Source organism: Nonomuraea sp. NPDC003201 (genome assembly GCF_053590415.1).
Map to the genome: position 1 here is coordinate 1 of NZ_JBSFTC010000600.1, position 3,348 is coordinate 3,348.

At 75.6% G+C, this 3,348-nt stretch carries 2 protein-coding genes; both read left to right on the top strand.

Annotation, left to right across the window (positions count from 1 at the left end; all coding sequences use genetic code 11):
• On the top strand, positions 1 to 1,187 hold a 1,187-nt coding region (locus ACWDX9_RS61400), incomplete at its 5' end, for an AMP-binding protein (protein WP_449973131.1).
• 92 nt (positions 1,188 to 1,279) lie between these two features.
• A partial coding sequence (locus tag ACWDX9_RS61405) for a CoA transferase (RefSeq protein ID WP_449973132.1) occupies positions 1,280 to 3,348 on the top strand: 2,069 nt, incomplete at its 3' end.

The window sequence follows — 3,348 nt, forward strand, 5'->3', positions numbered from 1 at the left end:
ACACCAACGACCTGCTCAACGCCCACCCCGACCAGGACGACAACTGGACTCTCCAGATGGCCGAGCTGGACGACCTGCTCGCCGCGCCGCATCGGCTTCCGGCGCGGCGGCCGGGACCGGCGGACCCCGCCGTCGTCATGGCCACCTCGGGGACCACGGGCCGGTCCAAGGGAGCGCTGCTGCCGCACTTCGCCGGGGTCCGGCACGCCCGGCGGGTGGCCCGCACCATGGGCTACGAGGCGGGGGACGTGCTGTTCAACGTCTTCCCCTGGAACCACATCAACGTCCGGCACGCGGGCCTGCTGCCCGCGCTGATCTCCGGCGCCACGCTGGTGGCCCACCAGCGCTTCTCCGCCTCCCGGTTCTGGGAGATCTGCCGGCGGGAGGGGGTCACCGCGTTCAACTTCATGGGCGCCGTGGCGGCCATCCTGGAACGGGCGCCCGCCACCGGCTCCGACACCCTTCACCAGGTGCGCCGCGCCTACGGGGGACCGGCGCCGGAGGGCCTGTCGAGGCGGTTCCTGGAGCGGTTCGGCGTGCTGCTGCTGGAGGCGTACGCGTGCACCGAGCTCGGCGACGTGGCGGCGAGCACGGCCGGCACCCGGCGGCCGGGCGCGGCCGGGCGGCCCGTCCCGGAGTACGAGGTGGTGATCAGGGACGACGACGGCCTGCCGGTGCCGGCGGGCCGGATCGGGCAGATCACCGTCCGGCCCCGAGCGGAGTCGATGATCTTCAGCGGGTACGCGGGCGACCCCGCCGCCACCGGGAAGGCCCTGCGTGACGGCTGGTTCGTGACCGGGGACCGCGGCCGGCTCGACGACGACGGCTTCCTCCATTTCGCCGGCCGCCGCGCCGACGTCATCAGGCGGCGCGGCGAGAACATCCCGACCTGGGACGTGGAGCAGGCGGTGGCCGCGATGCCGGGCGTGCTCGACGTGGCCGCGGTGGGCGTGCCGTCGGAGCTGACCGAGGAGGAGGTGCTGGTGGCGGTGACCGCGGCGCCCGGGGCCACGCTCAGCCCGCCGCAGGTGCACGCCTGGTGCCTGGACCGGCTCCCGCGCCACGCCGTCCCCCGGTACGTGCGCGTGCTCGACGCCCTGCCGCGGAACGCCTCGACGAAGGTGGTCAAGGGCGACCTGCGCGACCAGGGGGTGCCGCCGGACGCGTGGGACGCCCGTACGGCCTGATCGCGCGGACCGCTGGACAGACCGGCAGGGTCGCGCCCCGGCGATCGCGCGCTCTAGCGTCGAGCCTCCGGCACACACGGGAGGAGACGAGGTTGCGGGTTCTCGACCTCACCGACGATCTGGCCTTCAACGGGGCGAGGCTGCTGGTCGGCCTCGGCGCCGACGTCGTACGCGTGGAGCGTCCGCGGAGCCCGGGGCTGTCGCGGGCGGAGGCTCTGCACTGGCACGCGGGAAAGCGGGTCGTGAGCGCGCCGGTGGGCCCCGCCGCGCTCGACCGGCTCGCCGAGCAGGCGGACGTGATCATGGAGAGCGGCCCGTTCGGCGAGCTCCGCGGCGTCCGTACGGACTCCGGCACGGACTCCGGCACGGACTCCGGTACGGTCACGTCGCGCTGGCCGCGGGCCGTCCACGTCGTGGTCACGCCGTTCGGCACGACGGGCCCCCGGCGTGACTGGCGGGCCGACGATCTCGTGGCCGCGGCCGCCGGCGGCATGGCCTGGCTGGGCGGGAAGCCCGGCGGCCCGCCCAAGCCCCCTCCCCGCGAGCAGGCCACGCAGCTCGCGGGGGCGCACGCGGCCATCGCCGCGCTGCTCGGCCTCATCGCCCGCGACCGCATCGGGCAGGGCCAGCTCATCGACGTCTCCGCGCAGGAGGCGGTGGCCGCCACGCTCGAGACGGGCGCCATCGCCTGGATCCACGCGGGACGGTACCCGTCCCGCACCGGCGGCGTGTACGAACACGTCGCCCACCGGGTCTTCCGCGCCGCCGACGGCCACGTCGCGGGCGGCTACTCCGGCAGCGACCGGATGTGGACCGACCTGCTCGCCTGGATGGCGGAATCCGGCGAGGCGGAGGACCTGACGGAGGAGAAGTGGTCCGATCCCGTCTTCCGCTGGCGGGGGCGCGAGCACGTGGACGAGGTCGTGGCCAGGTTCGTCGCCCGGCGCTCCGCCGCCTCCCTCGCCGAGCAGGGGCGGGCCCGGGCGCTGCCGTGGGCGGAGGTCTCCACGGCCACGAGCCTGACCGGCAACCCGCAGCTCGCCGAGCGCGGGTTCTTCGCCCGCGTCCTGGGCGCGGGCCTGCCCGAGGACGGCGTCACCGACGTCGGGTTCCCCTTCGCGGCACTGCCCCGCCCGGTACGCCTCACCGAGCCGCGACCGGCCGCCGCCGAGGCTCCCTGGCGGAGCGAACGCCCACGGGGCCGTCACGACGGCGTCCGCGGGCCCGGCGCGCGTCCGCTCGAAGGGATCCGCGTCCTGGACCTGACCTGGGTGCTGGCCGGCCCGTACGCCACCAAGACGCTGGCCGAGCACGGCGCGGACATCATCAAGATCGAATCCCGGAACCGGCGCGACCCCACGCGCTTCGCCCCGTCCATGCGGCTGCGTCCCGATGCCGGGATCGACGACGGCGGCTACTTCGTCAACTTCAACCGCGGCAAGCGCAGCGTCGCCCTCAACCTGCGGACCGAGCCCGGCCTCGAGGTGCTGCGGCGCCTGGCCGCCGAGTGCGACGTGGTCATCGAGAACTTCAGCCCCGGCGTCCTGGCCAGGTGGGGGCTGTCCTACGACCGGCTGGCGGAGCTGCGGCCGGGCGTCATCCTGGTGTCGATGGCCGGCGTCGGGCAGAGCGGCCCCTGGCGGAGCGCGGTGACCTTCGCCGACACGCTCGCCGCGATGTCCGGCCTCACCAGCGAGACCGCTGATCCCGGCGAGGCGCCGGAGGGGCTGACGTTCGGGCTGGGCGACATGGTGGCGGCCAACTCGGCCGTGCTCGCCGTCCTGGACCTGGTCGCGGCCGGGCGCGGGGGACACGTGGACCTCTCCCAGCTGGAGGCGATGGCCGCGTCGATGGGACCGGCCGTCCTGGAGGCGGAGCTCGGCGAACGCCGCACCTGCCCACCACCCGGGACCCGGCCCAACCGGCATCCGCGCATGGTCCCGCACGGCGTCTACCCGGTCAGGGGCGACGACCGCTGGATCGCGCTGGCCGTACAGGGTGACGAGGAGTGGCGGCGGCTGGCCGCGCACGCCGGGCTGCCGCAGCTCGCCTCGGCGGACCTGGAGGAGCGGCGCCGCCGCGAGGACGGGATCGACGCCGCGCTCGCGGCCTGGTGCGCGGAGCGCGACGGCGAGGCGCTGGCGGCCGAGCTGCAGGGGCT